1 rRNA gene (running past one end of the window) is annotated in these 876 nt (G+C 48.6%); it reads right to left on the bottom strand.

What is annotated here, in order from left to right:
• Positions 1-876, bottom strand: a 23S ribosomal RNA gene (locus tag HMPREF9331_RS13205); its annotated part reaches 2,731 nt to the left of the window's first position; the annotation flags it as partial.

Raw genomic sequence — 876 nt, 5'->3', positions numbered from 1 at the left:
CCGCTCGACTAGTGAGCTGTTACGCACTCTTTAAATGTATGGCTGCTTCCAAGCCAACATCCTAGCTGTCAATGCAGTTCAACCGCGTTTTTTCAACTTAGCATATATTTGGGGACCTTAGCTGATGGTCCGGGTTCTTTCCCTCTCGGACTTGGACCTTAGCACCCAAGCCCTCACTGCTGTGAAACATTTAATAGCATTCGGAGTTTGTCAGGAATTGGTAGGCGGTGAAACCCCCGCATCCAATCAGTAGCTCTACCTCTATTAAACTTTTGTCACAACGCTGCACCTAAATGCATTTCGGGGAGTACGAGCTATTTCCCAGTTTGATTGGCCTTTCACCCCTACCCTCAGGTCATCCGAAGTCTTTTCAACGACAACCAGTTCGGTCCTCCACACTGTGTTACCAGTGCTTCAACCTGCCCAAGGGTAGATCACCAGGTTTCGCGTCTACTCCTACTGACTTCAGCGCCCTATTCAGACTCGCTTTCGCTACGAATGCGCACCTTAAGTGCTTATCCTTGCCAGTAACAGTAACTCGTAGGCTCATTATGCAAAAGGCACGCCGTCACGGCCAAAGCCGCTCCGACCGCTTGTAAGCGTATGGTTTCAGGGTCTTTTTCACTCCGTTATTCACGGTGCTTTTCACCTTTCCCTCACGGTACTAGTCCACTATCGGTCTCTCAGGAGTATTTAGCCTTACCGGATGGTCCCGGCAAATTCAGACAGGGTTCCACGTGCCCCGCCCTACTCAGGATACTGCTATTACTTATTTATCTTGCCTATACGGGACTATCACCCTCTGTGGTTACTCTTTCCAAAGTATTCTAATTCAATAAACAGCAAATATCGCAGTCCTACAACCCCAATAATGCC

This window comes from Capnocytophaga granulosa ATCC 51502, from assembly GCF_000411115.1.
Classification (GTDB): Bacteria; Bacteroidota; Bacteroidia; order Flavobacteriales; family Flavobacteriaceae; genus Capnocytophaga; species Capnocytophaga granulosa.
Note: the sequence above shows the minus strand (reverse complement) of the source record. Positions and strands in the feature narration are given on the sequence as shown.